The 22,981-nt window shown below is 54.2% G+C and carries 21 protein-coding genes; 10 read left to right on the top strand and 11 right to left on the bottom strand.

Translation table 11 applies throughout. The features are described from left to right. Positions 1 to 130: 130 nt before the first annotated feature. Entirely contained in the window at positions 131 to 1,306 is a 1,176-nt protein-coding gene (locus tag J2I47_RS26840; RefSeq protein WP_207363909.1) for a sensor histidine kinase, read from the top strand. A 1,358-nt stretch (positions 1,307 to 2,664) separates the two neighbouring features. Here J2I47_RS26840 and J2I47_RS07250 read toward each other — a convergent pair. Continuing rightward, complete coding sequence (locus tag J2I47_RS07250; protein WP_207363908.1) at positions 2,665 to 2,976, bottom strand: hypothetical protein; 312 nt, start codon at positions 2,974 to 2,976, stop codon at positions 2,665 to 2,667. A gap of 320 nt (positions 2,977 to 3,296) precedes the next feature. Between J2I47_RS07250 and J2I47_RS07245 the strand changes: the two genes are divergently transcribed. After that, positions 3,297 to 3,731: an Xre family toxin-antitoxin system antitoxin gene (locus tag J2I47_RS07245; protein ID WP_207363907.1), complete on the top strand. Its 435-nt coding sequence runs from the start codon at positions 3,297 to 3,299 to the stop codon at positions 3,729 to 3,731. Continuing rightward, positions 3,731 to 4,222 carry an RES family NAD+ phosphorylase gene (locus tag J2I47_RS07240; protein WP_207363906.1) on the top strand — a complete coding sequence of 164 codons (492 nt, stop codon included), beginning with the start codon at positions 3,731 to 3,733 and terminating at the stop codon, positions 4,220 to 4,222. The genes J2I47_RS07245 and J2I47_RS07240 overlap by 1 nt, the downstream gene beginning before the upstream one ends. Positions 4,223 to 4,424: 202 nt before the next feature. Here J2I47_RS07240 and J2I47_RS07235 read toward each other — a convergent pair whose 3' ends face one another. Further along, positions 4,425 to 5,996: a sensor histidine kinase gene (locus J2I47_RS07235; RefSeq protein WP_207363905.1), complete on the bottom strand. Its 1,572-nt coding sequence runs from the start codon at positions 5,994 to 5,996 to the stop codon at positions 4,425 to 4,427. A gap of 238 nt (positions 5,997 to 6,234) precedes the next feature. Here J2I47_RS07235 and J2I47_RS07230 point away from each other — a divergent pair, with 238 nt between their 5' ends. Next, positions 6,235 to 7,032, top strand: a complete 798-nt coding sequence (locus J2I47_RS07230; protein WP_207363904.1) for an IS5 family transposase — start codon at positions 6,235 to 6,237, stop codon at positions 7,030 to 7,032. A gap of 138 nt (positions 7,033 to 7,170) precedes the next feature. Here J2I47_RS07230 and J2I47_RS07225 read toward each other — a convergent pair whose 3' ends face one another. The 5 genes from J2I47_RS07225 to J2I47_RS07205 all read right to left on the bottom strand — a co-directional run bounded on the left by J2I47_RS07225 (position 7,171) and on the right by J2I47_RS07205 (position 11,974). After that, positions 7,171 to 7,623 (bottom strand): QcrA and Rieske domain-containing protein, encoded by a 453-nt coding sequence (locus J2I47_RS07225; protein ID WP_207363903.1) that lies wholly within the window; start codon positions 7,621 to 7,623, stop codon positions 7,171 to 7,173. Between the two features lie 21 nt (positions 7,624 to 7,644). After that, positions 7,645 to 8,982, bottom strand: a complete 1,338-nt coding sequence (locus tag J2I47_RS07220) for an ethylbenzene dehydrogenase-related protein (RefSeq protein WP_207363902.1) — start codon at positions 8,980 to 8,982, stop codon at positions 7,645 to 7,647. 377 nt (positions 8,983 to 9,359) lie between these two features. Continuing rightward, positions 9,360 to 10,154 (bottom strand): polyprenol monophosphomannose synthase, encoded by a 795-nt coding sequence (locus J2I47_RS07215; RefSeq protein WP_207363901.1) that lies wholly within the window; start codon positions 10,152 to 10,154, stop codon positions 9,360 to 9,362. A gap of 102 nt (positions 10,155 to 10,256) precedes the next feature. Then, complete coding sequence (gene hemG, locus J2I47_RS07210; protein WP_207363900.1) at positions 10,257 to 11,579, bottom strand: protoporphyrinogen oxidase; 1,323 nt, start codon at positions 11,577 to 11,579, stop codon at positions 10,257 to 10,259. After that, positions 11,579 to 11,974 carry a DUF4296 domain-containing protein gene (locus tag J2I47_RS07205; protein ID WP_207363899.1) on the bottom strand — a complete coding sequence of 132 codons (396 nt, stop codon included), beginning with the start codon at positions 11,972 to 11,974 and terminating at the stop codon, positions 11,579 to 11,581. Before J2I47_RS07205 ends, hemG begins: the two co-directional genes overlap by 1 nt. A gap of 190 nt (positions 11,975 to 12,164) precedes the next feature. Between J2I47_RS07205 and J2I47_RS07200 the strand changes: the two genes are divergently transcribed. From J2I47_RS07200 to rnhB, 4 genes are all read left to right on the top strand, one after another. Next, a complete protein-coding gene (locus J2I47_RS07200; protein ID WP_207363898.1) occupies positions 12,165 to 13,040 on the top strand; it encodes a DUF58 domain-containing protein in 876 nt (291 codons plus the stop codon). Positions 13,041 to 13,302: 262 nt separating this feature from the next. Continuing rightward, on the top strand, positions 13,303 to 14,043 hold the full coding sequence (locus tag J2I47_RS07195; RefSeq protein ID WP_207363897.1) for a hypothetical protein: 741 nt from the start codon (positions 13,303 to 13,305) through the stop codon (positions 14,041 to 14,043). A 42-nt stretch (positions 14,044 to 14,085) separates the two neighbouring features. Further along, a complete protein-coding gene (locus J2I47_RS07190) occupies positions 14,086 to 15,108 on the top strand; it encodes a vWA domain-containing protein (RefSeq protein WP_207363896.1) in 1,023 nt (340 codons plus the stop codon). A gap of 102 nt (positions 15,109 to 15,210) precedes the next feature. Continuing rightward, positions 15,211 to 15,786 carry a ribonuclease HII gene (rnhB, locus tag J2I47_RS07185; RefSeq protein ID WP_207363895.1) on the top strand — a complete coding sequence of 192 codons (576 nt, stop codon included), beginning with the start codon at positions 15,211 to 15,213 and terminating at the stop codon, positions 15,784 to 15,786. Positions 15,787 to 15,814: 28 nt separating this feature from the next. Here the strand turns inward: rnhB and J2I47_RS07180 are convergent, their stop codons facing one another. From J2I47_RS07180 to J2I47_RS07165, 4 genes are all read right to left on the bottom strand, one after another. Continuing rightward, positions 15,815 to 18,298, bottom strand: coding sequence for a hypothetical protein (locus J2I47_RS07180; protein WP_207363894.1), 2,484 nt, complete (start codon positions 18,296 to 18,298; stop codon positions 15,815 to 15,817). Beyond that, a complete protein-coding gene (locus tag J2I47_RS07175) occupies positions 18,222 to 19,046 on the bottom strand; it encodes a hypothetical protein (protein ID WP_207363893.1) in 825 nt (274 codons plus the stop codon). Before J2I47_RS07175 ends, J2I47_RS07180 begins: the two co-directional genes overlap by 77 nt. Positions 19,047 to 19,339: 293 nt before the next feature. Further along, on the bottom strand, positions 19,340 to 19,990 hold the full coding sequence (locus J2I47_RS07170; RefSeq protein ID WP_207363892.1) for a DUF4230 domain-containing protein: 651 nt from the start codon (positions 19,988 to 19,990) through the stop codon (positions 19,340 to 19,342). Positions 19,991 to 20,092: 102 nt separating this feature from the next. Next, on the bottom strand, positions 20,093 to 21,565 hold the full coding sequence (locus J2I47_RS07165; RefSeq protein WP_207363891.1) for a gluconokinase: 1,473 nt from the start codon (positions 21,563 to 21,565) through the stop codon (positions 20,093 to 20,095). Between the two features lie 72 nt (positions 21,566 to 21,637). Here J2I47_RS07165 and J2I47_RS07160 point away from each other — a divergent pair, with 72 nt between their 5' ends. Both J2I47_RS07160 and J2I47_RS07155 read left to right on the top strand, forming a co-directional pair. Beyond that, a complete protein-coding gene (locus tag J2I47_RS07160; protein ID WP_207363890.1) occupies positions 21,638 to 22,174 on the top strand; it encodes a DinB family protein in 537 nt (178 codons plus the stop codon). Then, the gene (locus tag J2I47_RS07155; RefSeq protein ID WP_207363889.1) at positions 22,171 to 22,956 is read left to right on the top strand and encodes an alpha/beta fold hydrolase; all 786 of its coding nucleotides are present in this window, start codon (positions 22,171 to 22,173) and stop codon (positions 22,954 to 22,956) included. Before J2I47_RS07160 ends, J2I47_RS07155 begins: the two co-directional genes overlap by 4 nt. Positions 22,957 to 22,981 lie beyond the last annotated feature (25 nt).

Below are 22,981 nucleotides of genomic sequence, written 5' to 3'. Positions count from 1 at the left end.
TGTCATGGGCCTAATTGTAACGGCTAACAAAGCGGAAGGTCTCGTTCATCCGTCATCGGCATATAGCTAGTTTCAACTGGGTATTTTTCGAATTATATTTATCCAATTATGTACTCAACTGGTTAGTTAAGTGGAAGAGCAAGACTTTCAATTCCGGCAATTAGCCGACTTTATGCCCCAACTAGTTTGGACAGCCCGGCCCGATGGCTACGTGGACTATTACAACCAGCAGTGGTACGCTTACACAGGCTTCGAGGAAGGCTACGGCGACCAAAGTTGGTTACCCTTGCTTCACCCTGATGATGCGCAGCACTGCCTAGATACTTGGTACAATTCGGTCTGCACGGGAGAAGCTTACGACATTGAATATCGCTTCGTCGATCGAAAGAAACCCGGGACTTATCGTTGGTTTCTGGGGCGCGCTTGTCCGATTAAGGATAAAAGTGGACAAATTGTCAAGTGGTTCGGTACCTGCACCGACATTGATGAGCAGAAGCGCCGAGCAGCGCATTTAGAGCAACTCGTCGTGGAGCGGACTCGTCAACTCGATGAGGCTAATGCGCAGCTGACGCGATCAAATGAACAACTCCAGCAGTTTGCTTCCGTGGCTAGTCACGATTTGCAGGAGCCCTTACGCAAGATACACACCTTTAGCAAGTTGCTCCTTGAGCAGTATGCTCATGGATTGGGTGAGGAAGGCACTGACTTGTTGTTGCGCATGCAACGAGCGGTGGAGCGGATGGCTGAGCTGATTCGCGCCATTTTAAACTACTCCCGACTAACGGCTTCTCCTTACCAGCTTGCTCCTGTTGATTTAGGAAAGGTGGTTGCTGAAACTCTAGCAGATCTAGACCTGATCATTCAGGAAAAGCAGGCTGTCATCGAGCTATGCGCCTTGCCGAATGTGCCAGGTGATCGATTTCAACTTCGGCAACTCTTCCAAAATTTATTTAGCAACGCTTTGAAGTTTCAACCAGCGGGCGGCCGTCCCCTTATTCGCGTAACGATTCAATCGGCTAATCCGCAAGCTTTGGCCATCAATTCGTCGATACCTGTTGAGGGCAAGGAACCCGCTTACTGGGAAATCGGAGTTTTAGACAATGGTATTGGTTTCGACGGGCAGCACCGGGATCGCATCTTTTCCATGTTCGAGCGGCTGAACGGTCGAAGCCGTTATGCGGGTAGTGGTATCGGGTTGGCTATTTGTAAACGAATTGTCGAACACCACCGGGGGGCTATTGCCGCTGAGAGCCAGCCTGGTGCCGGTGCCCACTTCAAGATTTACTTGCCAGCCTTAGATAGTTGATCATTGCCTAACCCTTAGTTGGTGCAGAGAAAAGCCAAGAGGGTATTATCAAGTATAATGGAAGGGAGAAAGGAAATTGTTCCCTTGTGCAACTCTCAGGATCATAGCTAGCTTAGCGCTTCTAAACAAGAGTGATTAGCCACCCTGCATCGAATAGCTCCCGACCGCTGGTACCAAAAGCCAAATTCGGTCCTCGAATTAGTGGAAATTATCCGTTGGCATGTGCCTGTACAGCCCTGGAGTATAACACCTATTGTATCGGCCGTAACAGCATTGACCTCAGCTAGTACAAACCTCTATGCTATTAATGCTCAGCTTGCTTGAAAAGCAAACGCAAACGGCAAAAATACGCCTTGTTTGATGCGGCTGTCCACGTTTCTGACTCAGAGCAGGATAAGCCCTAATTAGATACGCAGCTCGTTGGCCACGCCAAACGCTAGCTGACCAAAAAGCGCGATATAAAGCCATTGGCTGAAACAGACGTCAGTACTGCCGAGGCGCAACCGACCAAGGATTAGGTTAATACACAAACAACCGTCCAGGTCCCTAAACTGAGCCGTGTTGCTGAAAGATTGGAGCTTTTCTATCTGTAATTATGCTGTACTTATTTATCTTGAAGTAAAAAATCAATCGACGTTTATCTCAGAGTAATAGTTAACTTGTCTTGTAAACGCACTCTCTATCCATTTGGTGAATCATTGGTCTACTCCTTTTGAGCATACTGAGAGACAATCTTTTGAGGATTTTTATGCCTACTATGCCCCTAGACTATGGGGCCTTGTGCAAAAAACTAACATAGCTCAATGCCAATCTGAGACGATCTTAATTAACACGCTTGCGCAAAGTTGGGATATGTTCAACAAAGAGCCGGCAGTAATTGAAGACCACTTTTTCCTAAAAATACTCAACATTGCCTATAGGGAAGGCTTACCAACCAACATGTTAACCCCAAGTGTTTTCCACCAGTCTCAGTAGCAGTGGAGTAGTACTCGCTAGGGGCATAGTGGATGTGTTGGTTGGATCCATTCCCCAAACCCCCAAGGTTTTCCTAAGGCATTAGGCCACCCCAACTGTCCGGCAAACGCCAGGTGAGCCGCGGTGTTCACCTGAGTAGTTGGCGGCTCCGCTTCCTGGCGGTTTAATCTAGGTACCTATGCCTTCTGAACAAGTTGAACGGGGGAATGAGGCCATTTTACGACAAGTTCATGCATGGCTGAGGCTGGTAGTAGGACAACTGAACTTACTATCCCTAGTGGGCTGTCGTCGCTGACAGAGCCGAGTAGGCAACTTGAAAACCCGCTCTTTTACCGGAGCGGGTTTTACATTTTATGGGGTTGGGTTGTAGACGCACTGTTAGGTTAAAGGATTTTTTTGGGAACCAGCCCACTAACTACTAGGTGGGCTAATTGCGCTTTGGCCGCGTCTAGAGTACGCCCCCCAAGGGGATAGATCGCCATACCTTCGTCGATTGCTTCAAGCTCTGGCAAGAGCAAATCCCAAAGCTCATCGCTGCCTTTCCACAGAATGTATCTATTCTCCAAAGAGCCCACTTCAGCCTCGATTTGAGCCAATACTTCATTAGCCAAGCTATAAACTGACCAGCCCCCCAGTAAGTCTTCAATGACTAAGACAGAGTCCTCAAGGTAATACTGGTAACTTAGTCGATTCATAGGTTGGCTAGAAGTGTGTACCTACATAGTTAGCCAAATTTAAATACTTCCTGAAGACTAAGATTAAATACGCCTTAAACTTGAGTCAATCAGTTGTTATCAATTAGTTAAGCGCACTACTCATATGATTTCAGCTGTCATCTGAATACACTAACAATCAGTCGATGTTTCGTGACACTCAACCGCTACTCACAAACCCAATTGGTTAGGTTATACAATAGGGATAATCGTTTGTACAAGACTCATGACACATTTCGACTCAAAAGCGTGTTACTTTGCTATCAAATGATGCTGCACACGTGGATCATTGCCAAACTGTAATGCATACATCAACTTACATACCACCTCAGCCCACTGCCAATGCCGTACCAGTGGGTAATCGGTTGAGTGCCCTCCAACTCATTGACCGCTCCCGTCAGGGCCTAGTGGGCACCGAGGCCGGGCACATCGCTAGCCTATTGGCCATCACCGACAAAGAGATGGCCCGACTACTCAACCAGTCAGTGGCCACGTTTCACCGCCAAGCGAAGGCGGGACGACTCGATGCCGCCACCTCTGAGCGCCTGTTGCTGTTAAACCAACTAGCCACGTATGGGGCTACTGTCTTCCAAGACCAGGGCAAGTTTACCCGCTGGCTGCGCCGCCCCCTGCGCCTGTTAGGCGAGCGTACCCCGCTGGATCTACTGGATAGCCTAACGGGCATTCAACTGGTCGATGATATCCTAGGTCGGATTGAGTACGGGGTCTTTAGCTGATGGCCATCACGCTGTACCGCATTCAGACGGATAGTCATCGAGATACGATCTTAGACGGGGTGGGTGCTCAGTTGCGGGGCGGTCGCTGGAATGCCAAAGGGCGGCCCATGGTGTATACTGCCACCACACCCGAACTCTGCTTCTTAGAGTACATGGTGCATCTGGAGGGGACGGCGTTAGCCGATCTGCCACCGTTGATCCTCTGTGAGATCCGAATACCCAATGACTCCATTACGTTCCTGACTGCCGAGCAACTGCCTGTAGGCTGGGACGATCCCCAGGCCACTCCGATGTCCTTACCCGAGTTTGCAGAACATCAATTTAGCCAGTATCAAACGCTATGCCTGGCACTGCCCTCGGCAGTAGTACCACTCACCCCTTCGCGGAATGTATTGCTCGATCCGCTACATCGGCATCGACTGCACTGTGAGATAGCCTCTATTCATCCCTACCCCATCGACCCTCGTTTGCCAACGGCAACCCTACGATGAGCGGAGAGACCGCTCAGTCTTCGCAACTCATTCCTGGCTGTCCTACATCAATCACTCTTTTAATCAGGACACATCAGAAACCTACAATTGATAACTTAACGCAGCAAATCGACCCACTTGACAACGGTCATGAGTAGTGCCTGTCAGGTTATTAAGTTTATAATTGACGATAGTGGGTGACGTCCGAAAAAGACCTGACCGCTCACGCGGGCAGGTATACCAGAAAGGTAGCACCCTGGCCCGGTTGGCTCCGGGCTGTAATAGCGCCATAATGATGTTCAACGACCCGCTTACAGATCGACAAACCGATGCCACTGCCCTCATACTGGCTTCGCCCGTGTAGCCGCTGAAAGAGGCCGAAGATGCGGTCTACGTATTTCTCATCGAAGCCGATGCCATTGTCCGCTACAGCGATCTTCCAGTAACGAGCCGGGCGATGGGTAGGCTGCCTGAGCTGGGTTAGTCCATCCGATACCAAGCCGACAGGTAAGTGATCGATCGTTACGAGTTGACTCGACACGTGAATGCTGGGAGATTGGTCGGCCCGTCGGTAACGTAGTGCATTGGCCAACAGGTTCTGAAAGAGCTGGCCCAACTGCATGGCATCACCTTCTACGGTCGGTAGGTCGCCAATGCTAACAACCCCTCCACTGCCGTCAATGCTGTGTTCCAAATCGGTGAGCACCTGGCTGGTGACTGCCGACAGAGCCACGCGTTTGAAGGCAGGCTTCTGAGCCGACAAGCGCGAGAAGGCCAGCAGGTCCCGGATCAGCCCCGACATGCGCTGGGCGGAGGCCTGCATCCGGCGCAGGTAATCCTGCCCCTGCTCATCTAAAGCCGGTCCGTACTGCTCGAGCAACATCGTACCAAAGCTCTGTACTTTGCGTAGCGGTTCCTGGAGATCGTGGCTGGCGACATAGGCAAACGATTGCAGACTTTCGTTCGACCGTCGTAGCTCGAGGATAGACTGCTCCTGCTGGACCTGAAGCCGTTTGATTGCGGTAATGTCAGCGAACGAAAGCAGCACCCCGTTGTCCTCCAGGGGCGATACCACAATGTCGAACCAGCCTTCAATCTGGTCATGGTAGTAGGGCACCTCCATCCGCTGCACTTCGCCCGTCCGGGCCGTATGGAAGTAGCGTTCCAGCAAGCCCGACGCTGGCAGAGCGGGAAACAGGCTTCGCAGGGTGTTGCCCTGCATAAACTCGACCGATCGGCCGTTGATGTTGGAAGCCGCCTGGTTGGTCATCACAATCCGTAGATCAACAAGCTCGCCTTGAGCGTCCCGGACCGCTTGGCAGGCCATTAGTCCGCTCATGGAGCCATCAACGATCCTTCGCATCTGCTCGGCCGTTGCTTTGGCCTTTAGCTCGGCCCGCTTCAGGTCGTTGATCTGGGTGTAGGAGACACTCAGGTAGGCATCCTGGTAGCGTTCGACCCGGGTGAGCAGGTAGTTGTCCAACCCTTCACCCACATAACGATCCTCCCACTCCTGGGCTTCGCCGGTCTGCAACACCTGCTGATAAGCAGTCCAGAAGCGGGTGTGCTGGACTTGGGGAAACAGGCTTAGCAGCCGCTGGCCCAGCATCTGCTCGACAGTCAGATGACTATCGAGTGCCGAGCGGGCACTCACATAGCACCAGATCAGGTCGGCTAGCTGGCCCCCGGCCTCGTAGACCGGCTTAAAGATGACCACACCTGTGCGCTGGTCTTCGAGCGTCTTGGTGTAGAGTTGGTAGAGCTCCTGGTAGGAGAACGTGAGCGAGGTGGGCATTTACACTTGGGTAAAGCAACGTTGAACGAGAGAAAGCGCCGTTAACCAATGGGGGTCGTTTAGCCTGACAAGATAATTCAACCGACGTCGTATATATATGGACTGAACCGCCTTTAATCCAAGATTAACCCGGTAACGGGTTCTGAAATCTTTAATAAGAAGCTTGCTTAAGAGCGTGTTGGGAAATTGTAAAAAGCTGGTAGTCAGGTCAACTTTGTAGCGACCAAGCAACAAAGACATGACTCCTCAGTGGATGCCACTGACTGACTACCAGTGGGCAGCAATTTCGCCTTTTTTTGATCTGCAACGCAAGCGTAAACACGACTTGCGCCAAATTTTAGATTGCATTTTCTGGCTGTTGCGCACTGGTTGTCAGTGGCGTAATCTGCCGCCTACCTGGCCGCATTGGCAAGCCGTCTACTACTATTTTGACCAGTGGAAGAAGGCAGGTTTGTTTGAGCGTATCAACGCAACGGTCAATCAACTTGACCGTCAGCAAGCGGGTCGAGCCCCGTTGCCTTCAGTTTTGTGCATTGATACACAATCCGTTAAGTTAGCTCCGTTGATCTATGAATATCGCGGTAGTGATGCCCACAAACTCGTCAATGGCCGGAAGCGTACCTATGTGGTGGATACACAAGGGAGGTTGTGGGTCGCCGATGTGGATGCCGCTAATGTTCACGATGGCACCCTAGCTGTGCCGCTCATTGTCAGCATCTTGTGGCGGTGTGGGGAGCGGTTAGAGAAAATCTTTGGCGATCAGGCATACAATGGGGTCTTTGCCAGCGAACTAGCTGAGTGGAGCGTCGATTTTGAGAAAGCGTCACGTCCCGAATCGACCCGGGGGTTTGTACCCGTTGCCAAACGCTGGGTTGTTGAGCGGAGTATTAGCTGGACAAATTTCTTTCGACGTATCGTCAAAGATTATGAATACACGGTATCTTCCTCTGTCAATTGGTTATATCTAGCCAATATTCAGGTCATGTTGCAGCGTATTCAGCTACGACACCAAACACAATTCCCCAACATGCTCTAAAGGTGGCCGATTTATAGTCGACTTTGTTTTTGGCATCTGCATTAACCAGGTCCATTAAATCGTCCTGAGCGAGAACAGTAAAAGACCACGAGCAGAAAAATATGATTAAATATGTTTTCATAATGGCTGCTGGTTAGCTTACAGATTTACGGTCAATACAGTCCCCGTTTGACTTACTTTGTAGGTTGTCAATGCTCTGGATGCCACAGTGAGGGCTTTGCCGGTATTGTCAAATGTGGCTCCGTGTGCTGAGCACGAAAATTTATTAGCGACGTAAGAAACTTCCTTCCTGCCTTCGTGCGTGCACACCAATGTCACGGCCACGTAGCCGTTGTCGCTGGTGTTGGCAATAACAAGGTTGTTGGCCGTATCTACGTGAAAACTGCCTTTGTTGAGTAATTTGGCATAGGCAGCCGTGCTCATGTCGTAGGTAGCCGGGCCGCCAGCGTTGGCTGGGGCAAGGTCACCTTCGTTGGTGCAGGAGGACAGCGAAACGCCACAATAAACGGCCATCAGGCTTGCGCCTGAAAAACCCATTTTTTTCAAAAAGTCGAAACGACTTAATTTTTGTGCTTGATTAGTTGCGTTCATAACCGGTTAAAAGAGGTGGGTTTACTTTTTGAATTTCAAGACTAAATCCGTATGAATAGCGTGCTGATTATTTGATTGATCCCAGACGGCAAAACCAAATTGCTGATCGGTTAAACTTGAAAAATCAATATCCTGCTTGAGCACGTCTTTTGTTTTCAGCGCACGCTTATATTCAACTACCCAGCCCGAACCCGTGTGCACAGCTTTGCAGGTAATGTCGGCCCGGCCATCTATCAACGGAGAAGCTATATAACTTGGAATAACTTTTGGTCCGATGCCACCCGTAACGGCATCACCAATGCGCTGATAATCGGTACCAACAGTTGGGTCGATACTGCCGCCGTTATATGATAAAATACCTGTTGAGCTTACCTTCGTAATTTTTACGGCTCGATTGCTCAGCGTATCGGAGGCAAGAACGTAATAAGCATTAGTTGCATTAGGAACAACCCACATGGGAACGTTGACAGCCGCCCCCGTTCCATCTAATTTTAATGACTGACGATTATTAATAGTACCCTGTGGTTTTGCGGCCGTATAAGTAGGCCGGTTTGGCCACGTTGTCGATGTTCCCGACACAACAATATCATCCACGTGCCGACCGTTGGCATTGCCGCCCGTTAAATTGGTGACGGCTGGCCCTCCGGCCCAATCCTGGTAATTATCGTCCATCTGGTCGAAGATGACGTCTCTGCCCAGGTGCCCCCACCACATATCTATCTTTTCATTGATACCACCCGTATAATGATTGCCGCTGGTGGCATTGGCGCGCTGCACCGCCGGGGTAACAGAATAGTCGAGATAAGGAGTAAAAACGTGGCAACTCGCGTAACAGGTTTGCGATACAAATTTTGGCGTCGATGCGTCGATATTCCATAACATGGCAATTTTATCTTCGCCAAAACCAATTCGGGTCATTACCCCATTTTGGTCAAATGACTTACTGGTACCCTCCTGCGCCCATAACTTTGTTGCGGGATTAAAATACCAGGGCGTCACCTGCACACTTTTCGTATTGTCGGCATACTCGGCCAGGAAATAGATCGTATTGTCGTCATACAGCGCCCGTAATGTAGTGGGCATTTTATCATTAATGTAGCCCGAAAATAGACCGTTACCGGGATCAGGTACGGTAGGCGTAAGTTTCAGCATGGGTGCAGTAGCCCAGGCTGCCTCTATACTGCCATCTATGGCGGGTGGCGTAGTTGTTTTTATAGCAACCAGTTCGGTGGTGGAACTCTGATCTTTTTCAACTACTGGCGCAACTTCCTGGGTCTTATACTCACAACTTGCATTGTAGATAAGCAGAACAGTGAACGAAAAAAATAGTAGAATTAAGCGGCTTGAGGAAGATTTCATGGTTGATCACGGTTAAAGGTTAAGCGGTTGGGCCAAGTTTAACAAAGTCCTGAAAAGCGAATGGCATGAGGAAAAAATACTAACCAATATATCAGTAACTACTTAAGCACTGATCAACCGCCTAGTACGGTATGGTTGTTTTATGGGTTGCGTTATTTGAAAAAATAAATGTGAACGGTACTATGTATACGCTTGCCTGACTTGTTGATAAATAAATACTATACGCTTGACTAATAGAGGTAAACAGCCATCCGATCCGTGGTCGGGTGGCTATTGCATTGCCGAGAACAGTAAGCGGGATGGACGCCAGGCGGATTGGGTAGCTGGCTGCTTACACCCAGGGCACCGGCATAGACTACCAGTATGTATGACTGGCGCTACGCTACTTCGGGGGTACCAACGGAAGCGTTGGCCGGGGTGGCCTTCTGAGGAATATAATGCCGGAAAAAACTGCCCAGCTTCATCTGGAGAACCCCCAGAATAGCCTCTTTGAAAATCTTCGACGACATTTTTGATTCGCCTCGGGTGCGGTCGGTGAAGATAATGGGCACTTCGGTGAGGTGAAAACCGTACTTCCAGCAGGTGAATTTCATCTCGATCTGGAAGGCATAACCCACGAATTTGATAGGGTTCTGTAACAGCACATGTAGCACGTGGGCGCGGTAGCAGACAAAACCCGCCGTGGGGTCCATGATGGGCATACCCGTAATGAACCGGACGTATACCCCTGCACCATACGACATCAGCACCCGCCCAATAGGCCAGTTTACTACGTTCACGCCTTTGATGTAGCGCGACCCTACAGCTACGTCGGCGCGGGGCGCATTGGGCGTCTCGTCGGCGCAGGCCCGGTAGAGGCGGATGAGGTCGTCGGGGTTATGCGAAAAGTCGGCGTCCATCTCAAAGAGGTAGGCGTAGCCCCGCGCCAGTGCCCACTTGAAACCGGCAATGTAGGCCGTGCCAAGACCGAGCTTACCCCGCCGCTCTAACAGGTGCAATTGATCCGGAAACTCCTGCTGTAACGTCTTCACCACCAACGCCGTACCGTCTGGCGAACCATCATCCACGATGAGCACGTCAAAGGGCACGAGCAACGAAAACACGCGCCGGATAATGGCTTCGATGTTCTCGATTTCATTGAACGTGGGGATGATGACGAGGCGGTCAGTCACAGCGGAAAAGCGTTTAAAATAAAACAGTGCAGACCTCAAAATTAGTGCAGGCAACTCGTTAAATAACGTTAAGCACTTTGCCCGGCACCAACAATAACACGCTCACCCGGCAAATAACGTTCTTGCCTTGCTGATGCAGTCGGAGAGCGACACGCCACCGTACCAGTTGGCGCAAATGAAGAGCTGTTGAGTGGCTAAATTGGGTACTAACTGCTTTACGGTCAGTAGCTTATTGTCGTACTGAGGAATGGCGCGGGGCCACGGAAACGACCGCTGAAAAACGGGCTTTGTGGCTCTGATGCCAAATGATTCGGTCAGTTCCCCATGCACCCGTACCCGTATCTGGGCTTCAGACAGACGGGCGCTGGCAGCACGCTGGGGTTGAGCACCCCCCACAAACGTAGTAAACAGCACTTCGTCGGCCGGACAGCGGCCGGGGAAAATCGAACTGCTCCAGATGTGGCCTGCCGCAAACCGGTCTTCAACGGCGGGGTTCAGACCACCAAACCCGTTGAGAGGATGAGCCACGTCGGCACGTTTGTAGGCGGTATGCACGGCCACCATGGGGGGGTACTCTATTTGTTGCAGAGCCGCCGAAAAATCCGGAAAATAGCCTTCCAGCAGGTGGGCCGCGGCATCGGTACTAACAGCCAGCACCAGCCGGTCGACGAATTGGCTACCCGTAGCGGTATGTACCGTCCAGCCTTCGCCGGTGCGCTCAAGGTGAAGAACGGGGCTGTTCAGGTGAAGCTGCGTGAGCCGGGCCGCCAGCGCGTTGGGGAGCATCTGCATGCCTTCGCGGAAACTAAACGACTGCCGCCGCGCGGTTTTGCCCTGATTCTTTATCAGCCCCCGCAGCACCGAGCCGTACTCGCGCTCATACTGCAGCAGCACCGGAAATGTTTCCGACACCAGCAGCCGTTCGGGGTCGCCGGCGTAGATACCTGCAACGAAGGGCCCCAGCGCAAAATCCACGATTTCGGCCGAGAAACGCCGCCGGAAAAACTGCCCCAGCGTTTCGCCTTTGGGGGAGGTAGTCTTGTTGCTCAGTTCGCGGAAGACTTTCCATTTTGTTTTCCAGCTAAAAAAAGGCCCCAGCAGCAGCGCGGAGGGCGTTCCGGGCAGTTCGCGGTAGGTACCATCGCGGAAAATAAACCGTGATTTGCTCACGTCGTTGGCAAAGACAAGATCGGGCGTGAGGCCCAGCCCGTCGAGCCAGCCGAGCAGGTCTTCATCACCCAGGAGTGAGTTTGGTCCCAGCTCGCGGAGGTAGCCAGCTCCAGCTGGACTAATATCCCGCACCGATTTAATATAACCGCCGGGTTGGTCAGTGGCTTCCCAAAGGTGATAGTCCTGTCCGTTCCGTTGAAGTTCGTAGGCCAGCGTAAGGCCCGAAATACCCGCACCAACAATACCCGTCGTCATCAGATCATGGGGCGCTTAGGGGGATTTTTCCGCAACTCTTCTTCCCTTTTTTGCTGCCCTTTTTTCAGTTTTTCAATCACCTGCTCATAGATACCAGCCAGTTCGGCGGGATGCGATGAGTAGTAGACGTAGCTCTTCGTATACGTAGCCGTATCGACCTGCGCTTTGGCGAATACGTTGTTTTGCAGGCGCTTAAACACAATGGCCGCCGAATCGCTGTTACCGATGTTGAGCTTGCCCACGCGGGCCTCGGCCATGTGAATTTCGGCCAGAATGTCGGCCATCTTGGCGGGGGAGATCAACTTGGCGGGGGCGGCACCCAACTCGTTTTTAGTCGACCCGCACTGCATAAACAGCGAGGCGGCACACAGAAAAAGGGCGATTTGGCGTATCATAGAGAAGAAAAAAGATGGACATTGGATACTGGATAGCTGACCACTAACGGTGCTGGCGCAGTTGACCGGCAAAAAGGGCCAATAGCCAGCGTCCACTGTCCGGCGTCTTCATTTACTTTTACCTAATAACCCTCGCCGCTGGGCAAAACGTTTGCGTCGGGGACCTAAAAATCGTTAACGTTGCCCAGCTATGGATGATTTTCTGGTCAAAGTCCGCGAGTTCGAGATCCGGATCCGCAAAGCCGTCAACTCCCAGTTGAAAGGTAATTTTCGGTCGGTGTTTAAAGGGTCGGGCCTCGAATTTGCCGATTTGCGGCCCTACCAATACGGCGATGATGTACGGGCTATCGACTGGAACGTGTCGTCGAAAGGCCATGGCGCGTTTGTGAAGGTGTTCCGCGAGGAGAAAGATCAGACCGTCTTTTTTGTGGTCGACGTCAGCGCGTCGCAGCAGGTGGGTACCTACCAGCGGTCTAAACTCGATACCACCAAGGAGGTGTGCGGGGCGTTGGCTCTGTCGGCGCTGCACGAGGCCAGCCACGTGGGGCTATATTGCTTCTCGGACCAGAAAGAGCAGTATCTGAAGCCTGCCAACACGTTGAAACAAGGCTACCAGCTTGTGACGGCCCTGGGTAAATTGCAACCCGAATCGGTGAAGACCAACGTGGCCGAAGCGCTGCTGTTTACGCTCAATGTGCTCAAACGCAGAAGCCTGGTCTTTGTCCTGTCTGATTTTATTGATACGGGTTATGAGCACAACCTGAAGGCCCTGGCCCGCAAGCACGATTTGGTGGTGATTCATTTCTACGAACCCCGCGAGGTGAACCTGCCCAAACTGGGTATCATTCCGGTGTATGACAACGAGGCGCGGCGAACGGTCTGGATCAACACGTCGTCGGCGCGGTTTCGAAAGGCGCTGCACGATCAGTTTGCCCAGAGCCGCACCCGCCTCGAACGCCTTTGTCGCCAATATGATGCCGACTACGTACCCCTCGACGCCCAGGCTGATTTCGTGCCCACCCTCGCCGAACTGTTCAGAGCACGGAAATACCGGGGGAGAAGGTAGGGAATGTACGATATACAATGAACAATGAATAATGGGCGGTGCGGTTTGATAGCCAATGAGTAGAGAACGAGCCTTATTGCATACTGTTGATAATCAGAAGATTGTCGCGTGTCTCCGCCTGGCAATAGGTAGGCTGTGGTTCATTATACAGTGTACATTTTTCATTTTACATTCCTCTCAGGCGCAGCCTGTCGGCCACTTTCTAACCGATACTATTGAACTGGGTCGGCCGTTTCAATATGCACTTACGGTACGGCACCCCGTGACGCAGGACGTATTTTTTCCCGATACCGCCCGGCAGTTTGCGCCGTTTCTGGTGCAGAACGTGGCCGTTTTTCCTACCCGTACCCAGGCCGACGTCAGCACCGACAGCGCCGTGTACACGCTCGTTTCGTTTGAAGTGAGCCGGGCGCGGGTGTTGCAGGTGCCGGTATATCTGGCCAACAAGCAGGATTGTACCGCCGTGCTGTCATTGGCCGATACCGTATTTTTGCGGTCGAGCCTGCCCGTCACCAACCGGCCCGATACGCTCCAACTGGCTACCCGTACCGAGCCGGTGCCGCTGCCGCAACAGTTCAACTACCCGTACCTGGCCCTGGTGGCAACGGGGGTAGGGGTGTTGCTGGGGGCTATCTACATCCTGTTTGGCAAGGCCCTGCAACGACGCTGGCGACGTTTTCAACTGGCCCGACGACATGCCCAGTTCCTGAATACCTATAACCGGCTGACCCGCAACCTAGGCCCCGAATCGACCCAGGAAACGTCGAATGAAGCCATTGTACTTTGGAAACAGTATTTGGAAACTGTTGAAAATCAACCCTATACGTCACTGACTAGCCGCGAAATTGCCGAACGCATTCAGGATGACCGTCTGGCTGATGCCCTCCGCGAAACCGACCGCATTGTCTACGGCGGCTCCTTCACCGACCAGTCGCCCCTGGCCCTGCGCACCCTCCGCGACGTGGCCGTAAATGCTTATGAACGAAAATTAATTAGTGAATGAGTTTCTTAATGATGAATGATGAAACTCATTCCTCTACCCCTTATGCCCTGGTACGCATTTTATTGGTTTCTGCCGTCTACATGGCAAACGTTTCAGTTTGAACACCGCTGGGCTTTATGGCTTATTCCGGCGGTGGCGGGGCTGTTTGCGTTGCGTCAGGCATTTGGCAAACGGGGGCAGCAACAGCTACAGATGTCGCTGGCAGGGGCGGTGGGCACGCCGGGGCGCTGGGGACGCTTGTTAGGTTATCTGCGGTTTGCCGTGCCGCTGAGCCTTTGGGCGTCTATCGGCTTTCTGCTGGTGGCCCTGGCTCGTCCCCAACTGGTGCGGCAGTTGCGGCAGGAGGAATCGGAAGGCATTGATATCATGCTGGCTATCGACGTGTCGTCGTCCATGACCGAGACGGATTTAAAGCCCAACCGGCTGGCGGCGGCGCGGCAGGTGGCGCAGGGGTTTCTGGCTGGTCGGCGAAATGACCGCATTGGGCTGGTGGTCTTTGCTGGAGAAGCCTATTCGCTGTGTCCCCTTACCACCGACTATACCCTGCTCCGTCAATATATCCGCGACCTCAGCCCGGCCCTGGTGCGCACCACCGGCACGGCCATCGGCGACGCCCTGGCGCGGGGTATCAACCGCCTCCGCGATTCGCCCGCCAAAAGTCGGGTGTTGGTGCTGCTCAGCGACGGCGACAACACGGCCGGTAACCTCGACCCACTCACGGTGGCGCGACTGGCCACGGGCTTCAACGTACGGCTGTATACGGTGGCTGTGGGAAAACGCACTGCCCGGACAAGAGACACACTCAGCACAGCCGGGCAGTTTGACGAGGGTATTTTGCAGACTATTGCCAGCGTAGGGAGGGGGGCCTTTTTCCGGGCTACCGACGCCGGGCAGTTGAAACAGGTGTTTGCCCAGATTGACCGCCTCGAACGAGTGCCGGTGCAGGTGCGCACTTACGAAGACATTCAGGATCAATACCGTCCGTATCTGTATTGGGGCGTAGTGTTCCTGCTTGTCTCGTTGTTGCTGAAAAACACGGTGCTGGGGAATAGTCTTGAAGATTGATTGATGAAAGTTTACGGATAGAACGCGGATTTTTATGATGATTATGATTCATTAAGATCTTATAAATCATAATCATCATAAAAATCCGCGTTCCCCTTGCTCATGCTAAAATCACACCACACTCCTAACATCATCGAAGCTGGCCTTGACGAAGTAGGACGGGGATGCCTGGCGGGGCCGGTGGTGGCGGCGGCGGTGATCCTGCCACCCGACTACACCCACCCAACCCTGACTGATTCAAAGCAGCTCACCCGCAAACAGCGCGACCGGATTCAGGCCGACATTCGCCGCGATGCGCTGGCCTGGGCCATTGCCGACGTGTCGCCCGCCGACATTGACCGGATCAACATTGCCCAGGCCAGCTACCTAGCCATGCACCGCGCCACCGACGCGCTGACGGTGAGGCCCGAACACCTGCTGGTAGACGGCAACCGGTTTGTGCCGTACCCAATGGTGCCGCATACCTGCATTGTGAAGGGTGATTCGCTGTACCTCTCCATCGCGGCGGCCTCTATTCTCGCCAAAACGTACCGCGACGAACTGATGGAACAACTGGGACTTGTCTTTCCGGCTTACGGATGGGCGCAAAATGCGGGGTATCCCACCGCCCACCACCGCGCTGCCCTCCGCGAACACGGAAGTACGGAGCACCACCGGCTGAGTTTTCGGCTGCTGTAGGGGCGGCCCGAATCGGTCGTGGCCGTTCCTACTTAATTATGTCCCGATACAACGCGCAATGCGTTTCCATGTCCCTGGCAAAGCGGGTGTTGAGGTATTGCTGCCGGAAGGCCGTTGCCTGACCGCTGTAGTCGCTTTGGGCGATCCTGTTCATTTTTTCGGTGAACGCCACATCATCATCCGCCACGTAGGTACCGGTTTTTTCGCGCTCGGCTTCGCGGCGTACGCGCAACGCATCGTCCAGACAGCGGGCGGCCATATACGTAGCTTTGGCGGCTAGTTCGGGCGTTTTTGCCTCTTTCGCGGCCTGCTCAAAATGGGTCTGGGCAATGCTGTTTGTGTAGTAGGGATCAGCGAGAGCGCGGGCCATATCGGCCGGAGAGGCACCGTAGAACATGGCTTCCCCGGCACTCCAGCGGCGGTGGTTCAGGAGCCAGGCGTTGCCCCAGTAGCTGAGGTTATACGCCCCGCAGCCCAGTTCATAATGCAATTGCGCTACGTCGTCGCCGGTCTTGTTGGCGGCCCTGGCCTGTTTGGCTTTGGTTTGTAAATCGGCCATGCGCCGGACAAACTGGAGGGGTGAATAGGGCGTTTTGGGTTTGCCTTCGTCGGGCATCTTTACCGTAAACGGGTTCACGGTCATAAACTGGCTAAACGCTTCGTTCTGCCAACTGGCGGGTTTTACGTTGGCAAACGCCACTGCCGCGGCCTCGTAATTGCCCTCGGCCATATGGCGTCTGCCCAACAACTGAAAGGCATAGTCGGCATCGACCCCAGCGAGCTTAACCAGCCGTTCGTCGAACTCACCGGCGGGGCTGGCTACGTACTCGGTTAGAGCCTGTGCGGCCTGCGCGTTGGTGGTATCTTCCAGCGCCGTGACTTCGCCGCCGTAGCCATAAAAAAAGCCGTCGACACCCCCCGCCGAAAGCACCCGTAGCACAAACGCTTTAGCCAGATTTGGCCCCGACACGGCCGTTTCGGCCTTTTTCGAGCTACAACCCGACAGCCACCCGCCCGACGATTTGCCCGTTTCGGCAACACCCAGATACCGGTTGGCCATCTGCTGACTCGCCGCCGTGAGCGCGTTGGTAAACCGGAAGTTCACTTCAAAAGGATTGTAGTCTTCCCCTTTTTTGGGCGCAACAGCTTCTTTAAACTGCGTCAGGTAGCTCACAAACTGCGTTTCGGATGTGGCATCGGGAGCGCCCGGCTGCGCCGACAGCAGCAGCATCTGTTGCAGGGCAATTTGCTGCGCCAGCGATTTGTTGCCGTTGGGCTGTTTGGCGGCTTCGTCGAGGGTGGTTTTGGCGTTGGTATAATCACCGGCGAGGTAGTGGAGGTAGGCGGCGGCGGTTAGGTAGAAGGCGGGGTTGCCCAGGGTCGTGTTTTTAGCGGCATCCTGCGCAAACGCCAGCAGCTTCTGCGTGTAGTCGGGCAGCGACCGGCGGCGGTTTTCAAAAGCAACGGAATCTGGCCGGGTCTGGTCGTCGACGTAGCCGGGGTACGTTTTCTGGTCGAAATAATACTCGTTGCGGTTGATCTCGCGGGCGAAAACCAGTTCGTTGAGGGTGTTTTTCGGGTCGAGGGCCACCATTTTTTCCAGCAGGGGCAGGGCATCCTGCTTGGGCTGGATGGCGCAGACAGCATACACGGCCAGCCGTTCGGCATCGGTTTTGGCCAGGTCAAGGGCTTTTTCGGTGAAGCGCAGCCCATGTATGCGGAGACTGCGTTCGGCGGCATGGCGACGGCTGGGGCAGTTGGCAAATACCTGAGCAAACTCGAATAAGGCCCGGTCTTTTTCGCCCAGCGACAGCAGTGCCCCCGCCTGTCGGCACCGTGCCCAGCCGCTGATAAACGTTTTGTTTTTCAGGGGCTGAATCAGTTGCGCATAGTAGTGGCGGCTGTTGCTGTAATCACCGGCTTCGTCGGCCAGTTTTACGGCCTGAAACGCATACCGTTCTGCTAAAAATGGATCGGCAGTCGCTGTTGCCAGATCACGGGCCTGTTTGGCTAGCTTCGCCAGTTGTACGGTGTCGCCTGGTGTTCGGTTCCACGGGTCGCCCGCCGGTTCTGCGGCCTGGACATCGAAGGCAAAACGAAGGTAATTGGCCGCTGACGGGTTGCTGTTCGCCAACCGTTCCAGCAGTTGCTGACCTGCCAGCGAATCAGTTAATGCTTTGGTAATCTGGCTGTTGGTATATGTAGCGCCCAGATACGTTGCCCAGGATGCTGCGTTCGCCATCGTCGAGAGCGAATCGTCCAGCTGCCCATCGTCGAAGCCAGCATAGTCAGAATTGTAAAGCAGTGGGGTAAAAAGGTAAGCCCGGTCGTCGGGTTTGATGGTGGCGGCTTCGGGCTGGAAAAAACTTTTGAAGTACGATTCGTCGCTCGACGTGCAGGCGAAACCGATGAGTATAGCGATCAGCAACAGCGGTCTACGGAGCTTGATCAGGCGGTGATAAAATGAGCTTTTTGAGGGTAGCAGGGGGGTAGGCATTGAGAACGGCAGCATCGAGGTGGTAGAATGTAAACGTACGTTTTTGATCTGGCAATTGCGCCAGAACAAGCGCTTTGGCTGCCTCTAAATCCACTGGCCGGCAGGCTTCTGTGCGTAGCAGATCGCCCCTGCGCAGCGAGATGCCCAGGGCCATGGTATCGCGGGTTACCACAAAGCGCGTGGAATCGGGTTGGGGAGTAAGTGCGGTTTGGGCATGCAGCGCATTCCCGTCTACGTTGTTGAGCAGTGTCATCACCCGGTTGTTGCGGAACACCACCGTCCACCGAAACAGGGGCAGGGCCAGATCGAGCGGGAGGGGGTAGCCGGGCAGGTAGGGCGTGTAGCGACGCAGTTCGGTCAGGTCAAGGATGGAATTGCGGGTGCCGGGGCGTTTCCAGTCGGTCATGTTGTAGGCCATGAGCATACCCCGCGCCACGGGCGGCACCCCCGTCTGCGCCACAAATTTCACCTGATGTAGCCGGATTGTGGCCGACAACGGCACCTTGGCCTCCTGCTGAATGGCGCGCAGTAGTGCAAAATAGCGGCTTCGGCTGCTCCGTGTCCAGTCACAGTCAAGTTGAATTTCCTGATACGGAATACACTGTTTTGCTGCCATTTGCTGCACCTTCTGCACCAGCTTCCGGGCCAGCGCCGGTACACCCGTAGGCGACAGGTGCAGCAAAGTTTGGTTGGTGATGAACACCACTGGCACTACCTGCGCTACGGTTGGTTTTACCCGAAAAATCACCATTGCTTTGGGCATGGCTTGCTGAGTCGCGTCATCCCAATCGACATCGAAAAACCGTACGTACAATGTATGGGTGCCTGTTTCGCGCAAAACGATACTGTCAGACGGGGTAGGGGCGAAGGTGCTTTTCCAGTGGTAAAACGCAGGCGTCGGCGGTGTTAGGTGCCGCGTTTCGGTCTGACAGGTGAGGAGGATGAATGTACAATGAATAATGAACCATGTACAATAAGGTCCGACAGGCCGGTTTCGCGTAGTCCAATCAGAGCGCGAAACCGGCCTGTCGGACCTTATTGTACATGGTTCATTATTCATTGAATATCCTCAATTCCCTTCCCCTCGTCCAGCGCCTCAATTTTGCGTTGGTCGCCTTCGGGGAGTTGCAGTGCCCAGCCCATCGACCCGGCGAGCTGGTACATCATGTACTGAATCTGATTGTTGGCAATGCGGGGCAGGTCGCTCTCCATGGCGCGGGTTTGCATGGCCTGTTTAGCGTCGTCGAGGATACTGGTATAGGTCTCGCTGCTAAAATGATTCAAAATGCCCGACTGTATGTCGTAGAACTTATAATCGGTATCAATCGACAGGATTTCGGGTTCGGGAAAGGCTTCCACCACCAGCGTTTTATCGCCGGGCTGGCCTCCCGTGGCTTCGGGCAGACGAAACCGTACTTTCTGGAAATCGAAGCCTACCAGCACCTTCGACTTGGCGATGATCATAGCCTTTTTGGGGTCGCTGAACACGTACAGGAACGTCTTCTGATCCTGGTAATTATAGATCTCCGAAAAGTACCCCTCGGCCATGACCACCTTAAACACCTTTTCGATCCGCTCCAGTAGCAATGTCGACTCGTGGCGCACGTCGGTAACGGCCGTAGCTGGCTTTGGGCGCAGCAGCGTGGTGAGGCCAACGCCACCCGCCACGCCAACCGTGAGAAGCAACAGGGTATTGAGAAAATCCATGAGTGGTACGGGGGTCTATTTTTGGGGAAGATACGGAGAAAAGGAGGAGGGAGGAAAGGATCGTAGCCGATCAGGATAGGGCATCTTGACCAGCCCCTGGCCTCACCCCCCAATCAAGGCCTCGAACTGTTTGTACTGCTGCTGATAGCCCTTTACGGTGGCGGGGTTGGGGGTAAATGTCTGCCCAAAATGAACTGTTTTAGCCAACTCGGCCAGGGTCGTGGGCGGTTCGGCGAGGGCGAAACGGGCCATCATGGCCGCACCGATGCCGCTGCTTTCGTTGCTGGCATTGAGCCGTACGGGTACCCCAAAAATGTCGGCCATCATCTGCACCCAATAGGGCGATTGGGCAAAACCACCGTTGGCATGAATCACGCGGGTGGGACCGGCGTGGCGGGCCAGCAACAGGTCGATACGGCGGAGGTTGAACAGCACCCCTTCCAGCGCCGCCCGCGCCATGTGCGCCGACGAGTGGGCATAGTCTAAACCCCGAAACGACCCTCGCACGGAGGCATCCCAAAGCGGTGCCCGTTCGCCGTGCAGGTAAGGCAGAAACAACAGCCCATCGGCCCCTGCTGGTATGTCGGCGGCTTGTTTAAGTGCTTCATCAACAGGCAAGTGCAGTAGTTTCTCTGCTACCCATTGCAGTACGTTGGCCCCGTTGTTGGTGGGTCCGCCCACGGCATAGAGCGTGGGCTGCTGCCGGTTGCCGTGATGCAGCATGTAGGAAAACAGCCGGGCCTGCGCGTCGCGGATGGGGCGCGGACTGGTGCGCCGCACGGCCCCGCTTGTGCCGATGGTGATGGTGGTAATGCCCGGCTCCAGTGCCCCCGCCCCCACGTTAGCCAAACACCCGTCTGAGGCCCCGATGACCAGCGGAACCCCCGCCCGAAGGCCCGGCATTGCCCCATTGGCCGGAGGGTTGTAGGGCACTGTATGGGTCGTATCGACGGGGGTCGATAGCTGCTCAGTATGAACGCCTGCCAGCGTAAGGACGGGCGTGTGCCAGACGCCCTTCGGACTGTTGAACAGGCCCGTTGCCCCCGCCATGGCGTAGTCGATTTCGTAGCGGCCAGTCAGCTTCCACCAGATGTATTCTTTAAGGGAAATCCAGCGGGTAGCGCGTTTCAGCAGACGCGGGTTTGTCCGACCAAACCACGCCAGCTTACACAGTGGCAACATGGGGTGAATAGGCACGCCGATACTCTGGTACAGGTCGGCATGGTCTTTTTTGATCGTTGCAGCCTCCTGCACCGCGCGGTTGTCAGACCAGATCAGGGCGTTGGTAAGAGGCTTACCCGCCTCATCGACGGCCAGCAGACTGTGCATGGCCGTGCTGAAACAAACCCCCGCAATAGTCACAGAATCAGGCAGCTCTTTGTCAAGTTCAGTCATGGCTTCCAGCAACAGGCCCCAAAGCTGATCCGGGTTTTGTTCGGCGAAATCCGGCTTTGGCGACAGCGTTTCCACGGGTCGGGCGGCGTGGGCCACAATGGCACTGCTGCGGGCGTGAATGGCCAGTGCTTTCAAATTGGTGGTGCCAATATCGACGCCGATGTAAACGGAGGTGGGCATGAGCATACGCTTTATCAATAGCGCGTTGTAATGAAACGCGAAAAACGGTAATTAGTCAGAAAATTCGCCCCTATGAATGCCATTGACCAACTCCTGCACGACGTAGCCCTTGCCCGAACGCGCTACATCGATGCCGTTGCTAAACTGACCGAAGAGCAGGCTCACTGGAAACCCGCCGCCGAAGTGTGGAGCGCGGTTGATAATACCGAACACCTCTACTGGGCCGAACACGGGGGTATTTGGGGTATGTGGCGGGCTTTCCACGCCAAACAGGCCGGTACGCCCGTCTGGACGGGTGAATTGGTGCACAGGGGGTTGCCTATTGAAGAGATTGTGGCCCGCACCTGGCAGCCCAAAGAAGTGGTACCAGCCATTGCCGCTCCGCGCATGGGTGGTCCGTCGGCGTTCTGGCTGTCGGCGCTGGCGAGTTTGCAGCAGCCGCTAACGGACCTGGGCCACGCCCTGGTCCACGAAGATTGGGAAACGCTCATTCATCCGCACCCCATCTCCGGCCCTCTCGACGTTCGCCAGCGGTTCGAGTTCCTGCGTTTCCACATCAACCGGCACTATGATCAGGTCATGGTGCTAGGGTTACCCTCACATTTATGAAAATCGTTTTGCTTCTTCTGCTGACCCTGCCCACGCTGGCGCAGATACCCTACGGCAACAATGCCAAAGTGGGGAAATACTATGCCGTAAACAGGGTAAAGCTGTATGTGGAAGAATACGGTGCAGGGAAGCCGTTGCTGCTTATTCACGGCAACGGGGGTAGCCTGAACGATTTTAGCAAAACCATTCCCTACTTCGCCAAAAGCCGCCGTGTCATTGCGGTCGATAGCCGGGCGCATGGCAAGTCTGTTGACCCTGGCGATTCGCTTAGCTTCGAGATGATGGCCGACGACTTTGCGGCCCTGCTCACCACGATGAAGGTCGATTCGGCAGACGTGATTGGGTGGAGCGACGGGGGTATCAATGCCCTGTTGTTAGCCCTGCGCCACCCCCGGAAGGTACGTCGGCTGGTTGCTACGGGCGCCAATATCACGCCCGATTCAACCGCGTTGGTGCCGTCGCTATGGAAACAGCAGCAGAAGGCTTATACCCAAAACAGGGATAAAGTGCTGACTACGGCGAAAGAAAAGAACGACTGGAAAGTGTTTGTTCTCGACGTGCTACAGCCCAACATTCCGTTTACAGCCCTGCAGGCTGTTCGTTGCCCGTCGCTGATTGTGGCGGGCGACCGCGACGTGATCGTGGCGCAGCATACGGTGGCTATTTTCCAGCATATTCCCCACGCCCAACTCTGGATTTTACCCGACAGCGGCCACGCCACGCTCATTGACCACGCCGACGAATTCAACCGCAAAGTCGATCAGTTTTTTAAGGCCAGGTAGCCGGGCGTCTGCTGCTCACCACCCG

Source organism: Fibrella rubiginis (assembly GCF_017353185.1).
GTDB lineage: Bacteria > Bacteroidota > Bacteroidia > Cytophagales > Spirosomataceae > Fibrella > Fibrella rubiginis.
Note: the sequence above shows the minus strand (reverse complement) of the source record. Positions and strands in the feature narration are given on the sequence as shown.

Excerpts from the sequence above, each read along its gene's own strand:
- J2I47_RS07250 (WP_207363908.1), bottom strand. The coding sequence starts at position 2,976 with ATGAATCGACTAAGTTACCAGTATTACCTTGAGGACTCTGTCTTAGTC.
- J2I47_RS07245 (WP_207363907.1), top strand. The coding sequence starts at position 3,297 with ATGCATACATCAACTTACATACCACCTCAGCCCACTGCCAATGCCGTA.
- J2I47_RS07240 (WP_207363906.1), top strand. The coding sequence starts at position 3,731 with ATGGCCATCACGCTGTACCGCATTCAGACGGATAGTCATCGAGATACG.
- J2I47_RS07235 (WP_207363905.1), bottom strand. The coding sequence starts at position 5,996 with ATGCCCACCTCGCTCACGTTCTCCTACCAGGAGCTCTACCAACTCTAC.
- J2I47_RS07230 (WP_207363904.1), top strand. The coding sequence starts at position 6,235 with ATGACTCCTCAGTGGATGCCACTGACTGACTACCAGTGGGCAGCAATT.
- J2I47_RS07225 (WP_207363903.1), bottom strand. The coding sequence starts at position 7,623 with ATGAACGCAACTAATCAAGCACAAAAATTAAGTCGTTTCGACTTTTTG.
- J2I47_RS07220 (WP_207363902.1), bottom strand. The coding sequence starts at position 8,982 with ATGAAATCTTCCTCAAGCCGCTTAATTCTACTATTTTTTTCGTTCACT.
- hemG (WP_207363900.1), bottom strand. The coding sequence starts at position 11,579 with ATGACGACGGGTATTGTTGGTGCGGGTATTTCGGGCCTTACGCTGGCC.
- J2I47_RS07205 (WP_207363899.1), bottom strand. The coding sequence starts at position 11,974 with ATGATACGCCAAATCGCCCTTTTTCTGTGTGCCGCCTCGCTGTTTATG.
- J2I47_RS07200 (WP_207363898.1), top strand. The coding sequence starts at position 12,165 with ATGGATGATTTTCTGGTCAAAGTCCGCGAGTTCGAGATCCGGATCCGC.
- J2I47_RS07190 (WP_207363896.1), top strand. The coding sequence starts at position 14,086 with ATGCCCTGGTACGCATTTTATTGGTTTCTGCCGTCTACATGGCAAACG.
- rnhB (WP_207363895.1), top strand. The coding sequence starts at position 15,211 with ATGCTAAAATCACACCACACTCCTAACATCATCGAAGCTGGCCTTGAC.
- J2I47_RS07180 (WP_207363894.1), bottom strand. The coding sequence starts at position 18,298 with ATGCTGCCGTTCTCAATGCCTACCCCCCTGCTACCCTCAAAAAGCTCA.
- J2I47_RS07175 (WP_207363893.1), bottom strand. The coding sequence starts at position 19,046 with ATGCCCAAAGCAATGGTGATTTTTCGGGTAAAACCAACCGTAGCGCAG.
- J2I47_RS07170 (WP_207363892.1), bottom strand. The coding sequence starts at position 19,990 with ATGGATTTTCTCAATACCCTGTTGCTTCTCACGGTTGGCGTGGCGGGT.
- J2I47_RS07165 (WP_207363891.1), bottom strand. The coding sequence starts at position 21,565 with ATGCCCACCTCCGTTTACATCGGCGTCGATATTGGCACCACCAATTTG.
- J2I47_RS07160 (WP_207363890.1), top strand. The coding sequence starts at position 21,638 with ATGAATGCCATTGACCAACTCCTGCACGACGTAGCCCTTGCCCGAACG.
- J2I47_RS07155 (WP_207363889.1), top strand. The coding sequence starts at position 22,171 with ATGAAAATCGTTTTGCTTCTTCTGCTGACCCTGCCCACGCTGGCGCAG.